This is a genomic window from Microbacterium pygmaeum (genome assembly GCF_900100885.1).
In the GTDB taxonomy this organism is placed as follows: domain Bacteria; phylum Actinomycetota; class Actinomycetes; order Actinomycetales; family Microbacteriaceae; genus Microbacterium; species Microbacterium pygmaeum.
Map to the genome: position 1 here is coordinate 267,830 of NZ_LT629692.1, position 21,702 is coordinate 289,531.

18 protein-coding genes are annotated in these 21,702 nt (G+C 70.0%); 12 read left to right on the forward strand and 6 right to left on the reverse strand.

What is annotated here, in order from left to right; translation table 11 throughout:
- Positions 1–7 precede the first annotated feature (7 nt).
- Positions 8–2,365, reverse strand: coding sequence for a maltose alpha-D-glucosyltransferase (treS, locus tag BLT19_RS01250; protein WP_091485189.1), 2,358 nt, complete (start codon positions 2,363–2,365; stop codon positions 8–10).
- Between the two features lie 115 nt (positions 2,366–2,480).
- Positions 2,481–3,980, reverse strand: a complete 1,500-nt coding sequence (locus tag BLT19_RS01255) for an MFS transporter (protein ID WP_091485192.1) — start codon at positions 3,978–3,980, stop codon at positions 2,481–2,483.
- Between the two features lie 97 nt (positions 3,981–4,077).
- On the opposite strand from BLT19_RS01255, the gene BLT19_RS01260 reads away from it, so the two are divergent.
- Positions 4,078–4,695, forward strand: coding sequence for a TetR/AcrR family transcriptional regulator (locus tag BLT19_RS01260; RefSeq protein WP_091485194.1), 618 nt, complete (start codon positions 4,078–4,080; stop codon positions 4,693–4,695).
- Positions 4,696–4,748: 53 nt separating this feature from the next.
- The gene (locus BLT19_RS01265) at positions 4,749–5,471 is read left to right on the forward strand and encodes a DUF1345 domain-containing protein (protein ID WP_091485197.1); all 723 of its coding nucleotides are present in this window, start codon (positions 4,749–4,751) and stop codon (positions 5,469–5,471) included.
- A 14-nt stretch (positions 5,472–5,485) separates the two neighbouring features.
- Here the strand turns inward: BLT19_RS01265 and BLT19_RS01270 are convergent, their stop codons facing one another.
- Positions 5,486–5,998, reverse strand: coding sequence for a glycine cleavage system protein R (locus tag BLT19_RS01270; protein ID WP_091493058.1), 513 nt, complete (start codon positions 5,996–5,998; stop codon positions 5,486–5,488).
- Between the two features lie 126 nt (positions 5,999–6,124).
- Here BLT19_RS01270 and BLT19_RS01275 point away from each other — a divergent pair, with 126 nt between their 5' ends.
- Together BLT19_RS01275 and BLT19_RS01280 are read left to right on the forward strand one after the other, a co-directional pair.
- On the forward strand, positions 6,125–7,777 hold the full coding sequence (locus BLT19_RS01275; RefSeq protein WP_091485200.1) for a molybdopterin-dependent oxidoreductase: 1,653 nt from the start codon (positions 6,125–6,127) through the stop codon (positions 7,775–7,777).
- Between the two features lie 99 nt (positions 7,778–7,876).
- Positions 7,877–9,058 (forward strand): polysaccharide deacetylase family protein, encoded by a 1,182-nt coding sequence (locus BLT19_RS01280; RefSeq protein WP_231917733.1) that lies wholly within the window; start codon positions 7,877–7,879, stop codon positions 9,056–9,058.
- A gap of 20 nt (positions 9,059–9,078) precedes the next feature.
- On the opposite strand, the gene BLT19_RS01285 is transcribed toward BLT19_RS01280, so the two are convergent.
- Positions 9,079–10,239, reverse strand: coding sequence for a glycosyltransferase (locus tag BLT19_RS01285; protein ID WP_091485202.1), 1,161 nt, complete (start codon positions 10,237–10,239; stop codon positions 9,079–9,081).
- A gap of 59 nt (positions 10,240–10,298) precedes the next feature.
- On the opposite strand from BLT19_RS01285, the gene BLT19_RS01290 reads away from it, so the two are divergent.
- From BLT19_RS01290 to BLT19_RS01320, 7 genes are all read left to right on the forward strand, one after another.
- Positions 10,299–10,568: a glutaredoxin family protein gene (locus BLT19_RS01290; protein ID WP_091485205.1), complete on the forward strand. Its 270-nt coding sequence runs from the start codon at positions 10,299–10,301 to the stop codon at positions 10,566–10,568.
- Between the two features lie 32 nt (positions 10,569–10,600).
- Positions 10,601–11,461 carry a tryptophan 2,3-dioxygenase gene (gene kynA, locus BLT19_RS01295; RefSeq protein ID WP_091485207.1) on the forward strand — a complete coding sequence of 287 codons (861 nt, stop codon included), beginning with the start codon at positions 10,601–10,603 and terminating at the stop codon, positions 11,459–11,461.
- On the forward strand, positions 11,458–12,441 hold the full coding sequence (locus tag BLT19_RS01300; RefSeq protein WP_091485209.1) for an amidohydrolase family protein: 984 nt from the start codon (positions 11,458–11,460) through the stop codon (positions 12,439–12,441). Before kynA ends, BLT19_RS01300 begins: the two co-directional genes overlap by 4 nt.
- Positions 12,431–13,690 (forward strand): kynureninase, encoded by a 1,260-nt coding sequence (locus BLT19_RS01305; protein ID WP_091485211.1) that lies wholly within the window; start codon positions 12,431–12,433, stop codon positions 13,688–13,690. The genes BLT19_RS01300 and BLT19_RS01305 overlap by 11 nt, the downstream gene beginning before the upstream one ends.
- A gap of 116 nt (positions 13,691–13,806) precedes the next feature.
- Complete coding sequence (locus tag BLT19_RS01310; protein WP_231917912.1) at positions 13,807–15,207, forward strand: MFS transporter; 1,401 nt, start codon at positions 13,807–13,809, stop codon at positions 15,205–15,207.
- Between the two features lie 66 nt (positions 15,208–15,273).
- A complete protein-coding gene (locus BLT19_RS01315) occupies positions 15,274–17,049 on the forward strand; it encodes an aldehyde dehydrogenase family protein (protein ID WP_091485215.1) in 1,776 nt (591 codons plus the stop codon).
- Positions 17,046–18,746, forward strand: a complete 1,701-nt coding sequence (locus BLT19_RS01320; protein ID WP_091485217.1) for a GMC family oxidoreductase — start codon at positions 17,046–17,048, stop codon at positions 18,744–18,746. The genes BLT19_RS01315 and BLT19_RS01320 overlap by 4 nt, the downstream gene beginning before the upstream one ends.
- Positions 18,747–18,753: 7 nt before the next feature.
- Here the strand turns inward: BLT19_RS01320 and pip are convergent, their stop codons facing one another.
- Together pip and ypfJ are read right to left on the reverse strand one after the other, a co-directional pair.
- Entirely contained in the window at positions 18,754–19,746 is a 993-nt protein-coding gene (pip, locus tag BLT19_RS01325) for a prolyl aminopeptidase (protein WP_269457417.1), read from the reverse strand.
- A complete protein-coding gene (ypfJ, locus tag BLT19_RS01330) occupies positions 19,743–20,690 on the reverse strand; it encodes a KPN_02809 family neutral zinc metallopeptidase (RefSeq protein ID WP_091485220.1) in 948 nt (315 codons plus the stop codon). The genes pip and ypfJ overlap by 4 nt, the downstream gene beginning before the upstream one ends.
- On the opposite strand from ypfJ, the gene BLT19_RS01335 reads away from it, so the two are divergent.
- Positions 20,689–21,702, forward strand: coding sequence for a malate dehydrogenase (locus tag BLT19_RS01335; protein ID WP_091485222.1), 1,014 nt, complete (start codon positions 20,689–20,691; stop codon positions 21,700–21,702). The two genes, ypfJ and BLT19_RS01335, sit on opposite strands and share 2 nt — an antisense overlap.

Consider the following 21,702-nt stretch of genomic DNA (forward strand, 5'->3'; position numbering starts at 1 on the left):
GGCCGGCTCAGTCCAGCTCGGGACGCACGATCGAGATCGCGGCCGTCAGCGGGTGTGCGAGTTCGGCGGGATCCGGCGCCTCGAGGATCAGGAACAGTCCCCCGTAGGCCGGCAGACGCAGCCCGAAGCTGTTGAGGTCGTCGACGTGCGCCAGCGTCTCGCCGGTCGCCGCGTCGATCACCCTGCTGCGTGGGACGAGCGACTCCGAACGGACGGTGCCCTCCACCGGCTCTCCGAGGAAGTTTAGCGCGGTGATCTGCAGTGGTGCGTCCTCGCGTCGCGCGTCGCCGCCGTCCAGACGGTGCACCATGACGAGCATGCTCGGGTGTCCGACCGCGGGGATGTCGACCTGCGTCGCCGTGGCGATCTCGTGCTCGCGGCGCACCGAGATGACCTCCCGAAGACCGGCCAGGAACGAGTCGCTGCGCTCGAGCTGAGCCGGCAGCGACCCGTAGAGCGAACGTGCGCGCGGGATGCCGGCGCTGGAGCGTTCCGCCCCCGGGTTCGCGTCCAGCAGATCGTGCGCCCCGCGCTCGACCCACCGCGTGTCGCCTGAGGCGATCAGCGCGCGGACCTCGTCGCGCGGAAGCGTGAGCGTTCCGGTCAGGTCCCACCCGGAAAGCGCGAAGACCCCGGGCTGCCAGGCATTGTACTTCGCCAGCAGGAGGTGGGCGGCCTGGATGCCGGGAACGTCGGCCTCGGTGATGTCGGCCAGCGTCGCCCTGCCCTGGGTCGCGGCGATCAGCGATGCGGTCGTGCAGGCGATGCCGTTCTGGGTGAAGACGAGGTTGTAGTCGGCCTCGACCGTGAGCTTCTCGGTGAGCTCGGCACGGATGATCTCGGCCAGTTCCGCACCGGTGATCTCCTCACCGCGGAACGGGTACAGGTCGGCGCGGTGCGCGGTCGCCCAGTGCACGAGCTCGTAGGTGAGCTCGTCGTGGTTCTGCAGCCCGTGCACCAGCTGCACCGGCTCGACGCCGGTCTCCAGCGCGGTGGTCATCGCCAGGCGGAGGAACTCGGTCTGCCCCGTCGCCAGGGCGTGGTGATAACCGGGCCGGGTGACGAAGTCGTAGGAGAGGTCGGCGCCGACGGCGCCGGTGTCGCGGATGTCCTCGATCGCGAGATTCAGCTCCTGGAACGTGAATCCGCCAACCTTGCGCACCATGCCGGCGATGATGTGGTTCGCAGCGTGGGAGAGCGGATGCCCCTCCGACCACGCCGGCAAACCCTCCGCGCTCTTCTCCACGCCGAGGAACCCGTTGGCATCCAGGCGCAGCGCGCTGGTGCCCAGATCGCCGAGGGAGTGCAGCGCGTCGCCGATCACCAGGCGCATGCCGGCGAAAGTCGGATCGAGCCAGTTGATCGAAGGCTGGCCCTCCTTGAAGTAGTGCAGGTACACCCAGCGGCGCTCGACGCCGTCGGTGCCGACGACCACGGGGGTCACGCTCCAGTTGGTCTCCTTCACGCCCGGCGTGTAGAAGATGACGCGCTGCAGCTCGCCGATGATGAATCCGTGCTCGCTGAGCACGCGCTCGGTCTCGGGGTCGAGGTTGACCGCATCGCGGCCCTCTGGCACCTCGGGGAGGAGGTGCCAGTCCTCCGGCGGGATCTCGACCATGTGGTACGCACCGGGATAGTCCTTGTACGCCATCTCGGCCAGCCGGAAGTCGGCGCCCTTGCCGGTGTGCCCGGGCACGATGTCATCGATCACGCTGCCGCCGTGGCTGTCGGCCACGTCGCACAGCTGCCGGAAGGCGGCCTCGTCACCGAACTCAGGGTCGATCTGCGTGCTGATCCGGTCGAAATGGCCGTCGACGCTGGCGGTGTGCTGCCAGCCCGAGATGCCGCCGGCCTGCTTGACCGGGCCGGTGTGGATGCCGCTGATGCCGATGTTCTGGAACGCGTCCCACAGCGCCTCGCTGCCCAGCGCCTGCAGGAACGACTCGCCGGGCCGTGTGATGAACGAGATCGGGTATGCCGTGAACCAGACGTCGCTGGTCTCGATCGCCTTGCGGGCATCCGGCCGCGCGTACGGGTTCCGCCACATCGACGGCTGACCGGACAGGGTCCGGCTCAGCACATCGGCGTCCTTGAGCATCGACTGGCGGACCAGCCACTCCACATACGAGGGGTTGGTGCCGATCGCCGTCCGCGGGTCGGCCGTGTTGCGCCGGAGGCTGCCACCGCGCAGCTGGTCGCGCGGGCGCAGTCTGCGCGGGCGTGCCGGGTAGCGCTGCTCGTCGTAACTGATCTCGCTGGGCACCGGCTCGGCCGGTTCCGCAGGCTCGACCGCCTCGACGGTCTCCACGACGTCGCTCGTCTCGAGCGCGTCGATCGCGGGGCTCTCGGAGGTGGGTTCGGTCATGACAGGAGTTCCGATTCGGCGATGGGCACCCGCTCAGGCTACGGAGCCGCCGCGCGGTCCGGAAGACCTTGACAGCGACATCGGGTGGAGTGGATGCCGCGGGCGCGGTGCCCGGCTAATGCGCGATCACCGGCTCGGCGACGGTTTTCCCGCTCGGCGCACCGTGCGAGAGCGAGAGGCCGTGACCGCGCCGGCGGAACAGCAGCGCCGAGATGATCGCTCCGACGGCGAAGAACCCGGCTCCCCACCAGTACGCGGTGCTGTAGCTGGCGATCGCCGCATCCGTGGCGACGGCCTCGGTCACCGGGATGTGGGCGGCGAGATAGTCGGCCATCGCGGTGGCGGCGAGGGTGTTCAACAGCGACGTGCCGATCGATCCGCCGACCTGCTGGCTGGTGTTGACCATCGCAGAGGCGACCCCGGCGAAGTGCCGGTCGACGCCGAGCGTCGCGGTCTGCATCGAGGCGGGCATGATCGTGCCCATCGCGAAGCCGATCACCATCAGCGGCGGCATGACGTTCGAGACGTAGACGCTCGAGGCGTCCAGGAACGTCAGCCAGATCATCCCGATCACACCCAACGCCATGCCCGTCGGAACGAGCACCTTGGGACCGAACCTCGGCACGAAGATGTTCGTGCCCAGTTGGGCGGCCAGCACCAGCATCCCGATCATCGGCAGGAAGGACAGGCCGGTCTGGATCGGCGAGTATCCCAGCGTCAGCTGCAGATAGTAGGTGACGAACAGGAATATCCCGAACATCCCGGCGCCCGCGATCATCACCGAGAGGTAGGCAGCGCCGCGATTGCGGTCGAGCACGATCGACAGCGGCAGGAGCGGATGCTTCGCCCGCAGCTGCCAGAGGACGAAGGCGACCAGCAGGATCACGGCGCCGGCCAGCATCCCCCACGTCATCGGCGAGTCCCAGCCGTCGGTCTCGGCGTTGGAGAATCCGAACACGAGACCGAACAGCGCGCCGGAGACCAGGATCGTGCCGGGCACGTCGAGCTTCGGCCGTGGGCCCGTGCGGTGCATCAGCGGGACGTACAGGAGGGCTCCGACCAGCGCCACGGCCGCGATGAAGACGTTGATGTACAGGTTCCAGCGCCAGTTCAGCGCCTCGGTCAGCACGCCGCCGAGGATCAGACCGACCGCGCCGCCCGCGCCGGCGATCGCGCCGAAGACGCCGAAGGCGCGGGCGCGCTCCTTCGGGATGGTGAAGGTGGTCGTCAGCACGGCGAGCGCCGTGGGCGCCAGCAGCGCACCGAAGGCGCCCTGCAGCGCGCGTGCGGCCACGAGCAGCTCGAACGTGCCCGCCGCGCCGCCCAGCGCGGAGGCGACCGCGAAGCCGATCAGTCCGATGATGAAGGTGCGTCTGCGCCCGAGGAGGTCGGACAGCCGCCCGCCCAGCAGCAGCAGGCTGCCGAAGGCGAGCGAGTACGCCGTGATGATCCACTGGCGCTGACCGTCGGTGAATCCGAGATCGGCCTGAGCGGACGGAAGGGCGATGTTCACGACGGTGCCGTCGAGCACCACCATGAGCTGCGCGAGCCCGACGACGACGAGGGTCAGCCAGCGACGCGAATCGGTCGCGGTTGCCGGAGAAGAAGAAGACATGGGAGGAACTCTATACGGTACTGTGGAGTTCCGGATCTACCGGGTTCAGGAATTTACCCGCTGGTAACGTCGGATCGGACGGGAAGGAACAGCTGCGATGACGCAGATCGACGACGTCGACGAGAAGCCCCGCCTCGGCCGCAAGCGCGACCACACCCGTGACGGAGAGATCCTGGATGCGACCCTCGACGTACTGGCCGAGACCGGATACGACGGCATGACGATCGACATGGTGGCTGCCCGCGCCAAAGCGGGGAAGGCGACCGTGTACCGACGTTGGGCCTCCAAGCCGGAGCTGGTGCTGGACGCCGTGGCCTGCATGAAATCGAAGGACGTGGACCTCACGGCGCCGCCGGACACCGGAACCCTGCGCGGCGATCTGATCGCGATGGTGAAGTCGCCGACGATCCGCGAGAGCGAACGCAAGCTCAAGGTCATGGCGGGGATCGTCTCGATGATCGCGCGCGACCCCGAGCTGGCCGTCGCCGCCCGTGAGGCGCTCGTCGAACCGCGTGCGGGTGCGAACCGCATCATCTTCCAGCGGGCGATCGATCGCGGCGAGATCCCCGCCGACAGCGACATCGAGCGCCTCTGCACGATCGGACCCTCGATGGTGTCGTACCGCGTGCTCATGCTGCAGCAGCCCGCCGACCGGGAGTTCATGATCGACACGATCGATCGGATCATCCTGCCCGCCGCAGGACTGCGCCCGTAGCGGGCGGATGCCGGCGCTGGCGCGTCCGACAGCTCGCCTGGCAGGGTGAAGGGATGACGGCGGCGGCGGGCGACGGCGAGCCGGTCGCGACACGCGTGCCGCGACTGGCGTTCGACGTGGCGCGACTCGGCCTCGCGTGCGTGCTGGGCGTGGTCTGGGCGCTCATCAGCGCCGTCATCATCGTCGCGGTGCGCCACGAGTTCCCTCCGCAGGGCTTCGTCACGTGCACGTTCGCGTTCTCCGCGGGTTCGTCATTCGTGTACCTCGTGCACACGCTCAGCCAGTTCGGGCGCCTCGACCCGCAGCGGCTGCGCACCGTCCTTCTGGCGACCAATCCCGAGGGCCGCTTCGGCCGCATCGGCGCCATCATCTCCGGAACCGGACCCACGATCGCCGTCCAGTGGTCGATGATCGCGATCGCCGCGGTGCTGGTCTTCACGCTGTGGCCGGGTCTGCTCGCCGAGCCGATGACGGTGATCTTCAGCATCCTCGTCGTCGCGGCTTCGTGGGCCGTCACGATCGTGGCGTACGCGGTGCACTATGCCCGCTTCGATGTCGCCCTCGGCGGCTTCGCCTTTCCCGGGAAAGGTCACGACCGCCTTTTCAGCGACTACGTCTACCTTGCGGTGCAGGTGCAGACGACGTTCTCCACCTCCGACGTCTCCCTCGAGACCCCCGGCGCTCGGCGGCTGGTCACGGGGCACACGCTCGTCTCGTTCGCCTTCAACACGGTGATCATCGCGATGCTGATCAGCGTGCTGTTCCTCGGCCGCTGATCGGCGCCGACCGATCAGACGCTCAGCGTCACGTCCACCTGGATCTCGGCGGCGAGCTCCTCCAGCGCCGCCTGCGCGGCGTCGACGTCGACGGATGCCGGGGCCTTCGCGGCGATCGTCGCCTCGAAGAGCCGCCCGCCCGACATCGCGGCATCCCGCGTCTCGGTGGACATCCGGTCGATGCTCACTCCGTGCGCCGTGAGGGTCGAGGTGATCTCGCGGACGATCCCGGGCCGGTCGTTGCCCAGCACCGTGAAGGCGAACGAACGCGGAGACGCGGCATCCGCTCCCGTCGAACCGGGGTGCGCGGTGATCGTGAGCAGACCGTCCAGATCGGACAGCGCCGCTCGCAGCTCGTCGACCCGGACGTCGGGGACGGACACCTCGATGATCCCGGCGAAGGCGCCGGCGAGTTCGGCGAGCTGGCTGCGCTCCCAGTTGCCGCCGTTGGAGCCCACGACATCGGCGACCGCCGCGACCAGGCCGGAACGGTCATCTCCCACGACGGTCAGCACCAGTGTCGCCATGAGGCTCATGGTACCCATCGGCTCCTCCCGCCGCTCGGTCCGCCCGGGCCGCAATCCGAACGGGGCTCCGCGGCGAACAACCGGTGGAGATCGGCACGCGATCCTCCTGCGATCGGAGGCCGGATCATGGCGAATACGAAGCGTCGCGCGCGGGTCTGGTTCCTCGCGTGGGCCGCCCTGGCCGGAATCGTCGGAGCCGCGGTCTTCCTCGCCGTCGCAGAGCTGTTCGCGCTGCTGCTGGCCCGTGACGGCAGCCCGATCCTGGCCGTCGGCGGATTCGTCATCGACATCGTGCCGCAGCCGTTCAAGGAATTCGCGATCGCCACGTTCGGCGAGTACGACAAGATCGCCCTGCTCGCGGGGCTCGGACTCGCGGTCCTGATCGCATCCGCGCTCGCCGGCATCGTGCAGTATCTGAAGCCGCATCTCGGCGTCGTCGCGCTGGTGGTCGCCGGCGGTCTCTCGGTCGCCGCGGTCGTCACCCGTGCGGCCGCGACCTTCCTCTCCCCCATTCCCGCCATCGCGGGGACGGTGGCCGGATGCCTGATCCTGGCTCTCCTCGTCCGGCGCCTGCGCGCCTGGGCCGCGGAGTCGATCGGTGCTGCCTCCGATCCGTCACCGACCGGCGATCGGACCGTGCAGGCGGGGAACCCTGCGCTGCCGGCCGAGAACCCGACCGTGCACCCGAAGGGATCCGCGACGTCGGTCGACCGGCGCATGTTCATCCGGCTGACCGCCATCGCGGGAGCATCCGCCGTGCTGGTCGGCGTCGGTGCGCGCGCCGTCATCACCGCGACGGGCTCGTCGATCGCCGCCGTCCGCAAGGCGCTGAAGATCCCGGCGCCGGCAACGACCGTGACGGTGCCCGCCGGCGCAGAGCTCGACATCGCGGGCATCTCGCCGCTGTTCACCCCCAACGCGGACTTCTACCGCGTCGACACTGCTCTGACCGTCCCCTCGATCGACCCGAGCACCTGGCGCCTGGTGGTCGACGGAATGGTCGAGGAGAAGGTCGAGCTGAGCTTCGACGATCTGGTCGGGATGGGCCTGGACGAGTACTCCATCACCCTGACGTGCGTCTCGAACGAGGTCGGCGGACCCCTGCTGGGTACGGCGAAGTGGCTGGGCGTTCCGGTGCGCGAAGTCCTCAAGAGGGCGCGCCCGAAGGCGGGTGCCGACATGGTGCTCTCGCGGAGCATCGACGGATTCACCGCCGGCACGCCGCTGGAGTCGCTGACCGATGACGGTCTGGACGCCATCCTCGCCGTCGCCATGAACGGCGAGCCACTGCCGCTGGAACACGGCTTCCCCGTGCGCATGGTCGTTCCCGGGCTCTACGGCTACGTCTCGGCCACCAAGTGGATCACCGAGCTGAAGGTCACCACCTTCGCCGCCGATGAGGCTTACTGGACCCCCCGCGGGTACAGCGCCGAAGCGCCGATCAAGTTCTCTTCGCGCATCGACACCCCCCGCTCGGGCACGCCGGTGCCCGCCGGACGCACCCCGATCGCGGGCGTCGCATGGGCGCAGACCGTGGGCATCGACCGCGTCGAGGTCAACGTCGATGACGGCGGCTGGCAGAGCGCGACGCTGTCGACACCGGTCAACGACGACACCTGGGTGCAGTGGTATCTCGACTGGGATGCGACGCCCGGCACCCACTACGTCGCGGTCCGCGCGGTGAACAAGAACGGCGACCTGCAGATCGAGGAGCGCGCGCCGATCGCGCCCGACGGCTCCAGCGGGTGGCAGCGCACTCTCATCAGCGTCAGCTCCTGACGCCGCCTGTCCCGGTTTTCCCCGGCCAGCCCCTACCATGTGGGGTGGGCGCAGATATTCATCGCTGCGGCCGGGGCTTTTCCGGGGGATGACAGGGCTGTGACCGACTACTCACGCAGCGGAGCGCGTGCGCACCGCACGTCTGCTCGCGTGCGCCGCCGCCGGCGCCTGTTCGCCTTCGTCGCATCGCTGGTGCTGATCGCCGGCATCGTCGTGGCGGTCGCGGTCGTCGTGGCGAACCTCGGCCGAGCGAACAACACCGCCGCCCCCGGCCCGACGCAGCCGCCGCCCGCGCCGAGTCAGAGCGCCACCCCGACCCCCACTCCGACACCGATGACGGCCGGCCAGCAGCTGCTCGCGACCACGAGCGACCCGAACGCGTGCGCCGTCAGCTTCTCCGGCGACGGGATCGCCGATGCGCCGCAGCTGCAGACCCAGGGCGTGCTCTACACCGGGCTGCCGATCCCCGCGAAGGACGGCGCCGTCTTCGCGGGGTGGTACGCCACGCCGGAGGATGCCGCGGCCTACGCCGTCCCCGCGCGGGTGAACGGATCCGAGCTCGTCGCCTGCACCGACCGGCAGATCACCCTTCACGGCTCGTGGAAGAGCCCCGAGGACAATGCCGCAGAAGACGCGCAGATCCCGATCATGATGTACCACCAGTTCACCACCCGACCCGAGGGCGAGGACGGCTGGCTGCGCGGCAACTACGCCTACATCGGCGACTTCGACGCGCACATGAACCACATCGCCACCGGCGGGTTCTACCTGCCGACGTGGGACGAGCTGGCGGCGTTCATCGACGGCCGGCTGTTCCTGCCCAACCACTCGGTGATCATCACCGACGACGATGCCGACCAGACCTGGTTCGACCTCGCGGTGCCCGTGATCGACAAGTACCAGCTGCTGTCGACCTCGTTCATGATCACCGCGTACCGGCAGGACCCCGCCCCGAGCGCCTACGTGCTGCGCCGCTCGCACACCCACGACATGCATCAGGCCGGCGCGAACGGCAACGGCCGCATGGTCAATTGGACCGCCGACGAGATCGCGGCCGACCTGGAGGCATCCGCTGCCGTCCTGGGTGTGAAGGAGGTCGTCGCCTACCCCTTCGGGCACTACAACGACACCACGAAGCAGGGTGTCGCCGAGGCCGGATTCGAGATGGGCCGCACGATCGAGCAGGGGTACGTGCACATCGGCACGGACAAGCTCGCCCTGCCCGTGGTCCGCGTGAACTACGGGATGAGCGTCGACGACATCATCGGGCTGATCGGCTGAGACCGCCCGCCGAGCGGACCCTAGAGCTCACCCGGGGACATCGCCTGCGCGTCGAGCTCCTCGACGAGATGGCGGGCGCGGCTCGGTGCCACCCCGGCCTTGCGCGGCGCGTAGACCACCAGCGAGTGGAAGACGAACCGCAGCACGAACGCGACCGCCAACGTGATCGCCGTTGCCAGCACGGCGGTGATGTGACCGGTGCTCACCAGCAGCGCGACGACCGGGATGCGCACCAGCAGTTCGGCGTTGTTGAACGTGAACGACTTGGCGAACCGCGACCAGACGCCGGATGCCTGGCCGCGCATGTCCTGGAAGACGAACCGCTCGATCAGCAGGAAGTTGCCGATGATCGTCACTTCGGATGCCACCACGGCCGCGACCACGTAGTTCACGCCGACGTGGGTCAGCGCCCACACGATGACGACGTTGGCGATCGCCCCGAGCCCGCCGATCACGGCGAACAGCGACATCTTGCCGAAGCGCAGCGCGGTGAGCTGCGTCAGGAAGTGCAGGCCCTGCCTTACGGACGCCTTCGACTCCCCGGCGTGCCGATCGGCGAAGTCGAACGGCACCTCGGCGACGCGCATGCTCTTGCGGGCGAGGATCTCCAACAGGATCTTGAATCCGCGCGGCTGAAGGGTTCCGGGCTCGACCGCTCGCCGATCCACGAGGAAGAACCCGGTCATCGGGTCGGAGACGTCCTTGAGGCGGATCGGGAACATCGCCTTCGTCAGCGCGGTCGAGGCCTTCGAGACGAGCACGCGCGTGCCGTCGGCGAGCCCCTTCGACGTCCCGTCGCCGGCGTATCGCGATGCGACCACCAGATCGACATCCCCTCGCTGGAACCTCGCGTACAGCTCGGGGATCTTCTCGGGCGGATGCTGCAGGTCGCCGTCCATCACGAGACAGGCGTCCGCATGCGCGGCCTCGAAGCCCTCCATGACGGCTCCGCCGAGGCCGCCGGTGCGCTTGTCGCGGTGGATGAGGCGGACCGGGAGCGACGCGGATGCCGCCACCGCGACGATCGCGTCGGGGGTGGCGTCCGTGCTGTCGTCCACGAAGATGATCTCCGCGTCGACGCCCTGCATGGCCGGGGTCCGCAGCGTCTCGGTGACACGACGAACGAGCTCCGCCACGTTGGGAGCCTCGTTGTACGTCGGAACGATGATCGACAGGTGCATCAGGCTCAATGCTCGCACGATCAGCGCTTGCCCAGCGAAGCGGAACCTAGGCTGTTGCTATGACTTCACCGGCCCTTTCCCCCTCGTCGATCACGGTCTTCGGCGCTGACTGGTGCCGCGACTGCGTACGCACCAAACGCCAGCTCGATCAGCTCGGCATCGAGTTCGAGTACATCGACCTCGTCGCCGACCCGGCTGCGGCCGATGTCGCGCGCGAGATCTCGGGGCGCACGAACATCCCGGTGGTCGTGTACCCGGACTCTTCGCACCATGTCGAGCCGTCCAACGCCGACGTCGAGGCGAAGCTGCGCGAGCTCGCCCTGATCTGACCCGTCGCAGAGTCGCTCACTAGGCTGGCACCGTGAGCGAGGGCGTCGAAGGCAATACCCGCGCGATCGAGGACTCGGTCGTCACCGACTTCTCGGACCGCATGAGCTACGGGGGCTACCTCGAGCTGTCGACGCTGCTCGCGGCGCAGCATCCGCTCAGTTCTCCCGAGCACCACGATGAACTGCTGTTCATCATCCAGCATCAGACCACGGAGCTGTGGCTGAAGCTCGTGCTGCACGAGCTGTCGGCGGCATGCGCATACCTGCGACAGGACCAACTGCCCCTCGCGCTCAAATGCATCGCGCGCGTCAAGCACATCCAGCGCACCCTGACCGAGCAGTGGTCGGTGCTGGCGACCCTCACCCCCGCCGAATACGCCCAGTTCCGCGGCGTGCTGGGCAACGCGAGCGGGTTCCAGTCGGCGCAGTACCGCGCCGTGGAGTTCACGCTCGGCAACAAGAACGCAGGGATGGTGCGGGTGTTCTCGGCGGATCCCGCGGCGGAGCGGCTGGTGCGAGCTGCGCTGGAATCGCCGAGCCTCTACGACGAGTTCCTGCGGATGCTGGCCCGCTCCGGCTATTCCGTTCCGCAGCACGTCCTCGAGCGCGATGTCACCGCGGCGTGGACGTTCGTCCCGGAGCTGGTGCCGATCTTCGCTTCGATCTACAGCGATCCGCAGCAGCACTGGGCCGCGTACGAGACGTGCGAGGAGCTCGTCGACCTGGAAGACAACTTCCAGCTGTGGCGCTTTCGGCACCTCAAGACCGTCGAGCGCATCATCGGGTTCAAGACGGGGACCGGAGGATCCAGCGGCGCCTCGTTCCTGCAGCGGGCGCTCGAACTGACCTTCTTCCCCGAGCTGTTCGCCGTCCGGACGGAGATCGGGGAATGAGCGCACACGACCCGTGGGCGCTGCGCAACCTGCTGGGACCGGATGCAGGCCTCTGCCACCGCTCCCTCACCGGTCAGAGCGGGGTCTCCCTGCCGCCGCTCATCGACCACCACGTGCACCTGCACCTGGTCGACGAGACCGTGCTGGGCGAGCACGGCATCGCCGCCGTCGTCGATCTCGGCGGCGATCCCGTCGCCCTCGCCCGACGACCGCGGGATGGCATGCCGCATGTGGCATACGCCGGGGCGTTCCTGACAGCGCGAGGCGGCTACCCGTCCGGTCGCACGTGGGCGCCGGCATCGATCGTCCGCGAGGTGACCGACGCCTCCGTGCATCCCGGCGTGCCCGGCGGGGCGGCGACGGCGGTCGACGAGCAGGCGTCGTTCGGCGCCTCGGTGATCAAGGTGGCCCTCAACGCCGACGCCGGCACGGTCCCCGACGACGCGACCCTGGCCGCGATCATCGAGACCGCGCGCGGCCACGGCATGCCGGTTGCCGCGCACGTCCAAGGCGCCGGCATGGCGCGGCGCGCGATCGAGGGCGGCGTCGACGTGCTCGCCCACACGCCGTTCAGCGAGCGGCTCGATGCGGATCTGATCGAGCGCGCGGCCACCGCAGGGCAGTGGTGGATCTCGACGCTGGACATCCACCGGAACGATCCCCGCGCACTGGGCCACGCGACCGCGAATCTGGCCGCCTTCGCCGCGTTCGGCGGCGCCGTGCTCTACGGCACCGATCTCGGCAACGGCGAGCTTCCCGTCGGCGTGAACGCACGCGAGGTCGCCGCCCTGCAGTCCGCTGGCCTCGTCGGCGCCGACCTGATCGAGGCGATGGCCGATCCGTGGCCGTTGCGGACGCGCACCGCCGCGGTCGCGACGTTCGTGCCCGGCGAACCGCCCCGCACCGACGAAGACGTCCCCGCGTGGCTGGCCAGGGCCACGGTCGTGCCCACCGAGGAGCTGACATCCGATGACCACTGACGCGGGAACGATCGAGGGGCTGCGGGCCGAAGCATCCGACCTGGACGCGGCCGACCAGCTTCGCACCTTTCGCGCTGAATTCGTCGGAAGCGAGACTCCTCTGGCCTACTTCGACGGGAACTCGCTGGGCCGGCCGCCGCGCGCGAGCGTCGAACGGCTCGCCCGGTTCGCGACGGACGAGTGGGGCGGCCGGCTGATCCGCGGGTGGGACGAATCCTGGATGCAGCTGCCGTTCGAGATCGGCGACGCGATCGGCCGTATCGCGATCGGCGCGGCGCCCGGGCAGACGGTGATCGGCGATTCGACGACAGTGCTGCTGTACAAGCTCGTGCGCGCCGCGTTCGACGCGCAGCACGATGCCGACTCCGCACGGGTGGAGATCGTGGTCGACCGCGACAACTTCCCCACCGACCGCTACCTCGTCGAGGGCATCGCGGCCGAGCGCGGGGGCGTGGTGCGCTGGGTGGAGGTGGACGCGGATGCCGGGGTCATCGGAGCCGCGCTGCGCGACGCAGTGGGGCCCGAGACGGCGGTCGTGCTGCTCAGCCACGTCGCGTATCGGTCGGGATACCTCGCGGATGCCGCCGAACTGACGCGCATCGCCCACGACGCGGGCGCCCTGATCGTCTGGGACCTGTGCCACTCCGCGGGCTCGGTCCCGGTGCACGCCGACGCCCAAGGCTTCGATGTCGCCATCGGGTGCACGTACAAGTACCTCAACGGCGGTCCGGGCTCCCCAGCGTTCGCCTACGTGGCCGCACACCTGCAGGACAGGCTCGCACAGCCGATCCAGGGGTGGATGGGCGCGGCCGACGTCTTCGCGATGGGACCGCGGTATCAGCCGGCGAAGGGGATGCGTCGGTTCCTGTCGGGCACCCCGCCGATCGTCGGGATGCTGGCGATGCAGGACACCCTGGCGATGATCGAGCGAGCAGGCATCTGGGCGATCCGGCGGAAGTCGGTCGCGCTGACCGAGTACGCCCTGCGGATCTCGGACGCGATCCTCGCCCCGCTCGGGGTGGGCGTCGCCTCGCCGCGCGATGCCGAGCGGCGCGGGGGGCATGTGACGCTGTCGCATCCGTCGATGCGGGCGGTGACCGCACGGCTGTGGGCGGAAGACGTGATCCCGGACTTCCGATTCCCCGACGGGCTGCGCATCGGGCTGTCGCCGTTGTCGACCGGGTTCGCGGAGACGCTGGACGGCCTCCTCGCCGTCCGCGACGCCCTCGTCGCCGAGTCCGCCGGCTGATGAGCACCGACGCTCCCGACGCCGGTGCGACGCCCGGCCGCCCGGCACCCGTCCCGCCCACCGCGCTCGGCGACGCTCCGCCGACCCTGACACGCGGCACGATCGCACGCTATGCGATGGGCTCCCTCGGCACCGGCGGCTTCGCGACCCTGCCGGGTCTGGTCCTGACCTACTACCTGACCGACAGCCTGGGCGTGACCGCGATCCTGGCCGGGGTGATCGTCACGGCGGCCAAGGTCTGGGACGTCGTGATCGACCCGGTCATCGGCTCGCTCACCGATCGCGACCTCGCCCGCCGCGGCACTCGCCGTCGCCTGATGCTCCTCGGGAGCCTGAGCCTGCCGGTCCTGTTCGCGGTCACCTTCGCCGTTCCGCCTGCGCTCGGGCCGGTGGGGGGTGCGATCTGGGTCCTGATCGCGTTCCTGCTCACGGCGACGGCGTTCAGCCTGTTCCAGGTGCCCTACATCGCCCTGCCCGCTGAGCTCACCGACAGCTACGACGCGCGCACGCGGCTGCTGACCTGGCGCGTGGTGGTGCTGACCTTCTCGATCCTGCTTTTCGGCGCGGGCGGACCCATCCTGCGCGGTCTCACCGGAAACCCCACCACCGGCTACCTCCTGATGGGCGTCGTCTCAGGAGTCGTGATCGGGGTCGGCATGCTGATCGCGACGGGCGCCGCGGCTCGCTCAGGCCGGCGAACGCGCGATGCCGCAGCCGATGCCGGAGCCACCGTCGCCGACGAGGCCGAGCTCGTGCAGGAGAGCCTCAGCGGGCGCATCGCGCACGATGTCGACACCGCCGGCGACGTGGAGGAAGGCGGTATCGGCGCGACCTTCCGCGCGGCGGGCGCGACGCTTCGGCGCAGCCAGCCCTTCCGCGCGCTCCTGGCCACCTTCGTCATGCAGGCGCTGGCGACCGGGCTGATGCTCGCCGGTGCGCAGTACCTGGCGACGTGGGTCATGCGCTCCGAGGACGCCGTGACACTGCTGTTCGTGGCCCTGATCGCACCCGCGCTGATCGCCGCTCCCGCGTGGGGGTGGGCCGCCCGGCGGTTCGGCAAGGAGCGCGCCTTCGGGATCGCGAGCGTCGTGTTCGCCGTGGCCGCCCTCAGCACGATCGGAGCGCTGTGGTCGCCTGGCACCTGGATCTACGGCGCGGTCGCCGTCGCCGGCATCGCGTACGCGGGCATGCAGTCGCTGCCGATGGCCATGCTCCCCGACGTCATCGCCGCCGATGCGGTGACCAACGGGCGCGGGCGGGCCGGAGCATTCGGCGGGGTGTGGACGGCCGGCGAGACGACCGGCTTCGCGCTGGGGGCCACGATCCTCGCGATCGTCCTGGCGATCACCGGCTACGTGTCCTCGACCGCTGCCGAGACGGTCACCCAGCCGCCCGCCGCGCTGACGGGCATCGTGCTCAGCTTCAGCCTCGTGCCTTCGATCCTGATCGGGCTGAGCCTGCTGACGCTCGCCCGCTACCGGCTTCGCCGCGACGATATCGAGTCACCGGACCGGTGAGACCCGGTTCCACCGGACGTATGCTGTGAGCGCGGTGCCCCCGCCGCGAGCCCGAAGGAGAGCGTCGTGACCTCTGTCGTCCCCTCACCCACCCCCGCCGTCGCCGACGAGCTGAGCGAGCACGTGCGGGAAGCCCTCGACTCGGCGATCGCCGATCTCGTGACGGGCGCCCTGACATGGACGCATCTCACCCTCGACCAGCGAGCGCGCCTCCTGGAGCGACTGCACGCGACCGTGTCGGCCCACGCTGAGGAATGGGCCGACACCGCCGCGCTTTCCAAGGGTCTCGAGCCCGGGCATCCCCTGCGGGGTGAAGAGTGGCTGTCCGGCCCCTACGCCGCGCTCGTCGCCCTCGACGCGTACCGCGACAGCCTGCGTGCGCTGGCCTGCGGCATCAGCCCGCTCGACGGAGTGCGCACGGATGCCGCGCCCGGCGGACGTCTTCGCGCGCACACCTTCCCGCTGCACGCCATGGACGGACTGCTGCTGTCCGGCTACACCGGCGAGGTGTGGTTCGAACCGGGCGTGACCGTGCACGAAGCGCGCCGCACCGCCGGCCTCGCCCAGCTCGAGCCGACCGAACCCGGCGGGGTCGGACTGGTCCTCGGCGCCGGCAATGTGACCTCGATCCCGGTCCTTGACGTGCTGTACGAACTGCTGGCGCACAATCGCGTGGTGATCCTGAAGGTCAATCCGACCCAGGATTCGCTGGTCGCCGTCTATGAGCGCGCGCTCGCGCCGCTGATCGAACCGGGGTTCCTGCGCATCGTGCAGGGCGGCGGCGAGGCCGGCGGCTATCTGACCGCGCATCCCGACATCGCGCACGTGCACATCACCGGAGCCGCTCCCACGTTCGATGCGATCGTGTGGGGTCCTTCGACCGGCCCCCAAGCGGAAGCGACCGCCCGGCGCAAGCGCGAACATCACCCTCACCTCACGAAGCCGATCACCGCCGAACTGGGCGGCGTCTCGCCGATCATCGTCGTCCCCGGCACCTGGACCGAGGCCGACCTGCGCTATCACGCTGAACACGTCGTGACGATGCGGCTGCAGAACAGCGGGCACAACTGCATCGCCGGTCAGGTGGTGATTCTCGGCTCCGACTGGCCGCAGCGCGCAGCCTTCCTGGCCGCCCTCGACGCGGCATACGACGCCGCGCCCGCTCGGCCGGTCTGGTATCCGCGGAGCGCGCAGAAGCTGGATGCCGCGGCATCCAGCTATCCGTCCGCGTCGCGCCACGGCGACGGCAGCCGACTGCTCGTCGAGATCGACACTGGTCAGGACGCCACCGACCTCGAGACGACGGAGTACTTCGCGCCGGTCCTCGGCGTCGTGAGCCTGCCTGGGAACGGCCAGGAGTTCCTCGATGCGGCGGTCCGGCACGCGAACGAGAAGCTGACCGGCACGCTCGGCGCCAACGTGCTCATCGACCCCGAGACCCAGACAGCGCTGGGCGACCGGTTCGAGGATGCCATCGCGGCGCTGCGCTACGGCGACATCGCCGTCAACTCCTGGACCGCCTTCGCATTCCTGACCCCGACCCTCACCTGGGGCGGCTTTCCCGGCGGAACGCTGGATGACGTCGAGAGCGGTATCGGGGTGGTCCACAACGCGCTGCTGCTGGACCGCGTCGAGCGGTCCGTGACGCGGGGGCCGTTCCGGCCGTTCCCGCGCTCGGCCGGAGCACTCGGGCGACGGGGGCGATTCAGTGTCCTCCCCAAGCCTCCGTGGTTCGTGAGCTCGCGGACCGGCGCGACGGTGAGCGAGGGCTTCACGCGCTATCGCATGGACGGCAACCTCGCGCGGCTGGCCGGCACGCTCGTCCAGGCGTACCGCGCATGAGGGTGCGGCGCGATCGCGCACCGCACGACCTCGTCGCGGACTACATCATCGTCGGCGCGGGCTCGGCCGGCGCCGCCCTCGCCGCCCGTCTGAGTGAAGACCCGCAGACCTCGGTGCTGCTCCTGGAAGCGGGACCGCCCGACACGGCGCTCGAGCTGCACGTCCCCGCAGCGTTCTCCAAGCTGTTCCGCGGGACCTACGACTGGAACTACGACACCGTGCCGCAGCCGGCGCTGGAGGACCGCACCGTGTTCTGGCCGCGCGGCAGGACGCTGGGCGGTTCGTCGTCGCTGAACGCGATGATGTGGGTGCGCGGATTCGCCGCCGACTACGACGGATGGGCGCAGGCGGCCGGTCCCCGCTGGTCGTGGGCCTCGCTCCTGCCATACTTCGTCAGGATCGAGCGCACCGAGACGCCCGCCGACGAGACGCAGGGCACCGCCGGACCGCAGTCAGTCGAGCGGCAGCGCGACCCCCGGCCGCACACCGCCGCGTTCCTCGACGCCGCCCGCGAGGCCGGACACCCGGTCACCCCGGCGAACCTCGCCTCGGGTCAGGGGTTCTCGCAGACGATGGTCTCGCAGCACCGCGGAGCGCGGGCCTCGACGGCGGACGCGTACCTGCGTCCTGCGATGCGCCGCCCGAACCTGCGCGTGGTGACCGGCGCGCACGTGCGGCGGGTGACGTTCGACCGCTCGACGGGCTCGGGGACAGACGGGGCGGCCGCAGACGCGGGTGTAGCAGGCTCTGGGACCGACGGTTCGACGCCACGGGCGACCGGGGTGTACGTGGACGTCCGCGGCGTCACGCGCCACGCCCTCGCGCGCCGGGAGGTGATCCTCGCCGGCGGTGCGATCAACACGCCGCAGCTGCTGATGCTCTCCGGCATCGGACCCGCCGAGCACCTCGCCGAGCACGGCATTCCGGTGCTGGTGGACAGCCCAGGCGTCGGCCAGAACCTGCAGGACCACCTCGTGGCGGGCCTGGCCCCCGCCGCTCGCGGCGGGACGCTGTTCGGATCGGACAAGCCCGTGCAGTTGGCTCGCTACCTCGGCGCGCGTCGCGGCATGTTGACCTCCAATGTCGCCGAGGCGTATGGATTCGTCCGCACGCCGGTGGCCGATCGCACCGGCATGGCCGAGGATCTTCCGGACATCGAGATCATCTTCGCCTCGGCGCCCTACGTCGGCGAGGGTCTCGTGCCGCTGCCGTCTGAAGGACTCACGGTCGGTGCGATCCTGTTGCGTCCGCGCAGCCGCGGCACCATCCGGCTCGCCTCGGCCGACCCGCTGGAGAAGGCCGTCATCGACCCGCGCTACCTGTCCGACGCTGACGGGCTCGACGCCGCGACGCTGCGGGAGGGCCTCGCCGCCTGCGAGCGGCTCATCGACACCGACGCTCTGCGAGCGGTCACCACGAGCGGCTGGGTGCAACCCGAGGGCGGCGAGCAGATGACGCCGGTGCAGCGTGCGGAGGTGTCGATGCGCCGGTACTCGCACACCCTCTACCATCCGGTCGGCACCGCGCGGATGGGGACGGATGCTGCTTCCGTCGTCGACCCGGAACTCCGGGTGCGCGGGGTGGACGGGTTGCGCGTGGCCGACGCATCCGTCATGCCCGCCCTCATCCGAGGTCATACGAACGCGCCCGCGATCGTCATCGGCGAAGTCGCCGCTGATCTCATCCGCGGGCGCTGACGGCGACTCAGTCCCGGGCGAAGCGATCCGTCGCGGCCACGAGCGCGGCGGCGATCCCCGGCTCGCTGGCCGAGTGGCCGGCGTCGTCGACGACGACGAGCTCGGCCTCGGGCCACGCCCGGTGCAGATCCCACGCCGTCATGATCGGCGTGCACACGTCGTAGCGGCCCTGCACGATCACGGCGGGGATGTCGCGCAAGCACGGCGCGCGGTCGATCAGCTGCTGCTCGTCGAACCAGCCCTCATGCAGGAAGAAGTGGTTCTCGATGCGAGCGAACGCCGTCGCGGGAGCCGGCTCCGTCATGCCGGCGACCAGATCCGGGTCCGGCCGGAGGGTGAGGGTCGAGGCCTCCCATCGCGACCACGCCGTCGCGGCCGGGATGTGCACCTCCGGGTCCGGGTCGGAGAGCCGGCGGTGGTATGCCTCGATCAGATGGGTCCGCTCCAGTACCGGGATCGGTGCGATGAACTCCTCCCAGAGGTCGGGGAAGATCGAGGCCGCCCCGCCCTCGTAGAACCACTCCAGCTCGTGGCGCCGCAGCGTGAAGATGCCGCGCAGCACCAGTTCGGTCACCGACTCACGGTGGGTCTGGGCATAGGCGAGGGCCAGCGCGCTCCCCCAGGAGCCTCCGAAGACCTGCCATTGCTCGATGCCGAGGTTGCGCCGGAGCAGTTCGATGTCGGCGACGAGGTGCCAGGTGGTGTTGTAGCGCAGGTCGGCCTCGGGGTCACTGGCGTGCGGCGTGCTGCGGCCGCAGCCGCGCTGATCGAACAGCACGATCCGGTAGCGCTCCGGATCGAAGAACCGCCGGTGCCAGGCCGAGGTCCCCGCACCCGGGCCGCCGTGCAGGAACACCACCGGCTTGCCTTCGGGGTTCCCGCTCTGCTCCCAGTACACGCGGTGACCGTCGCCGACCAGCAGCATGCCCGTCTCGTACGGCTCGATCGGCGGGTAGAGCGGATCGCGCGTGCGCTTCTTCTTCGAGTCCGGGTCTTTCACAGCTCTCTCCCCGATACGGCGAAGGTGTCGCACGCGCCGACGCCGCCCTCGAGTCCGGCGTCGAACCAGCGCTGCCGCTGCTGGCTCGAACCGTGCGTCCAGCTCTCCGGATTGACCTGACCGCCGGATTCCTGCTGGATGTGGTCGTCGCCGACGGATGCCGCGGCGTTGAGCGCATCGCTGATCTGCTGCGGTGTCGGTGCCTGCATGAACGGCACGCCGTTCTCGTCGACCTGCTGCGTCATCCCCGCGACCCAGGCGCCGGCGAAGCAGTCCGCCTGCAGCTCGGTGCGCACGCCGTTGCTGTCCGGTCCGGTGCCGTTGTTCGGGTTCTGCTGCATGATGCCGGTGATCTGCTGGATGTGATGGCCGTACTCGTGCGCCAGGACGTACAGCTGGGCGAGGGGGCCGGCGGTCGCATCGAACTGCTGCCGCAGGATCGCGAAGAACGTCGGGTCGACGTAGACCGACTCCTCGGGCGGGCAGTAGAACGGGCCGGTCTGATTCGAGGCCGTGCCGCACTGCGTGGAGGTCGACCCGTCGACGATGATCAGCTGCGGTGCGCGGTACCCCTCGACCTGCTCGCCCCAGAACTGATCCAGATTCAGGGATGCCGCGGCGAGGCGGCAGTCGTCATTGGCGTTCGCATCGGCGCCGGTCTCGCACCCGGCGATCTCGGATTCGGTTCCCGGCTGATTCGGCACGCCGCCTCCGCCGACCAGCCCCGAGATGTCGGTTCCGGTGAACAGCTGGAACAGCAGGACCGCGATCGCACCCAGCCCCGCGATGCCGCCACCGGCGACCGCGACTCCGGCACCGCGCCGACGAGCGGAGTTCCCGCCGACGCTCGCGTTGTCGTTGAAAGTCATGGGCTCACGGTACCGTGGCCACCGCTCCCGGGACGGGATATCGGCGGCCAATGGCGGGCAATAGGCTTCCAGCATGGCCGCTTCCGACACATCCGCCACGACGATCACGATCACGGGTGCGGGCGGTCAGATCGGCTACGCGCTGCTGTTCCGCATCGCGGCCGGCGACATGCTCGGTGCAGACCGGCCGGTGCGCCTGCGGCTGCTGGAGATCCCGCAGGGCCTGCGGGCTGCCGAGGGCGCCGCGCTGGAGCTGCAGGACTGCGCGTTCCCGCTCCTGCGTCACATCGAGATCACCGATGACCCGCTCACCGCCTTCGAGGGCTGCAACATCGCGATGCTGGTCGGCGCTCGCCCCCGAGGACCTGGAATGGAGCGCGCCGACCTGCTTGCGGCCAACGCCGGCATCTTCGGCCCGCAGGGCGCGGCGATCGGGGCCGCGGCAGCTGAGGACATCCGCGTCGTCGTGGTGGGAAACCCCGCCAACACGAACGCGCTTCTGGCCGCGGACTCCGCACCCGACGTCCCCGCCGACCGGTTCACGGCCCTGACCCGCCTGGATCACAACCGTGCGGTCGGACAGCTGACCGATGCGCTGGATGCCGCGCCCGATGACATCGACCGGCTGGCGATCTGGGGCAATCACTCCGCCACGCAGTTCCCCGACGTCTCGCACGCCGTGGTCCGCGGCGAGCCGGTCATCGAGGCGCTGTCGGCGCGGCTGGGCGGACTCGCCGCCGCCGAGGCGTGGCTGGACGAGTCGTTCATTCCGCGCGTCGCGAAGCGAGGGGCGGAGATCATCGAGGTCCGCGGTTCGTCGTCGGTCGCCTCGGCCGCCAACGCGGCGATCGAGCACGTCCGCGACGAGCAGGCCGGCACGGCCTGGACGTCGGCGGCGGTCGTCTCCACCGGCGAGTACGGAGTCCCCGAAGGCCTGGTCTGCTCGTTCCCGGTGCGCTCCGAGGGCAGCGGCTACCGCGTGATCGAGGGGCTCGCGATCAGCGAGCGCTCGCGCGCCCGGATGGACTCGTCCGTGGCCGAGCTCGTCGCCGAGCGCGACGCGGTGCGCGCGCTCGGGCTGGGATAG

Excerpts from the sequence above, each read along its gene's own strand:
- BLT19_RS01265 (WP_091485197.1), top strand. The coding sequence starts at position 4,749 with ATGACGGCGGCGGCGGGCGACGGCGAGCCGGTCGCGACACGCGTGCCG.
- treS (WP_091485189.1), bottom strand. The coding sequence starts at position 2,365 with ATGACCGAACCCACCTCCGAGAGCCCCGCGATCGACGCGCTCGAGACG.
- ypfJ (WP_091485220.1), bottom strand. The coding sequence starts at position 20,690 with ATGCTGGAAGCCTATTGCCCGCCATTGGCCGCCGATATCCCGTCCCGG.
- BLT19_RS01310 (WP_231917912.1), top strand. The coding sequence starts at position 13,807 with ATGGGCTCCCTCGGCACCGGCGGCTTCGCGACCCTGCCGGGTCTGGTC.
- BLT19_RS01255 (WP_091485192.1), bottom strand. The coding sequence starts at position 3,980 with ATGTCTTCTTCTTCTCCGGCAACCGCGACCGATTCGCGTCGCTGGCTG.
- BLT19_RS01320 (WP_091485217.1), top strand. The coding sequence starts at position 17,046 with ATGAGGGTGCGGCGCGATCGCGCACCGCACGACCTCGTCGCGGACTAC.
- BLT19_RS01300 (WP_091485209.1), top strand. The coding sequence starts at position 11,458 with ATGAGCGCACACGACCCGTGGGCGCTGCGCAACCTGCTGGGACCGGAT.
- BLT19_RS01270 (WP_091493058.1), bottom strand. The coding sequence starts at position 5,998 with ATGGCGACACTGGTGCTGACCGTCGTGGGAGATGACCGTTCCGGCCTG.
- BLT19_RS01260 (WP_091485194.1), top strand. The coding sequence starts at position 4,078 with ATGACGCAGATCGACGACGTCGACGAGAAGCCCCGCCTCGGCCGCAAG.
- BLT19_RS01290 (WP_091485205.1), top strand. The coding sequence starts at position 10,299 with ATGACTTCACCGGCCCTTTCCCCCTCGTCGATCACGGTCTTCGGCGCT.
- BLT19_RS01335 (WP_091485222.1), top strand. The coding sequence starts at position 20,689 with ATGGCCGCTTCCGACACATCCGCCACGACGATCACGATCACGGGTGCG.
- BLT19_RS01305 (WP_091485211.1), top strand. The coding sequence starts at position 12,431 with ATGACCACTGACGCGGGAACGATCGAGGGGCTGCGGGCCGAAGCATCC.
- BLT19_RS01285 (WP_091485202.1), bottom strand. The coding sequence starts at position 10,239 with ATGCACCTGTCGATCATCGTTCCGACGTACAACGAGGCTCCCAACGTG.
- BLT19_RS01275 (WP_091485200.1), top strand. The coding sequence starts at position 6,125 with ATGGCGAATACGAAGCGTCGCGCGCGGGTCTGGTTCCTCGCGTGGGCC.